This window comes from Peribacillus sp. SIMBA_075 (assembly GCF_046534585.1).
Genome location: NZ_JAWRYN010000654.1, coordinates 1 through 270 on the forward strand (window position 1 = coordinate 1; position 270 = coordinate 270).

A 270-nucleotide genomic window follows, 5' to 3' on the forward strand; every position below is an offset into this window, starting at 1 on the left:
CAGCAGCGCCTGACTCGTCCGGAGCAGCGATGCGATCGAACTCGCCTCGAGCCTTGTCGAGCAACATCGCGAACTCGGCTTCGGTCACGACGCACTGGTCGGTGGTCAGCCATTCGCGGAGCAGAACCTCCACGTCCTGGTGGTAGACGCGGGAGTCGGCCCAGACCCGCTGGACGATGCCCGCGATCTGATCCTCGCGAGGCGCCGGCTGAGCGCCATCCATCACCGGGAAGTGCGCCGGATCCTTGTGCTTCTTCTGGTTCATGTCTT

1 protein-coding gene is annotated in these 270 nt (G+C 64.4%); it reads right to left on the bottom strand.

What is annotated here, in order from left to right; translation table 11 throughout:
• Positions 1-270 (bottom strand): hypothetical protein (locus SB775_RS29795; protein ID WP_410864849.1); only part of this gene is annotated, 270 nt, incomplete at both ends.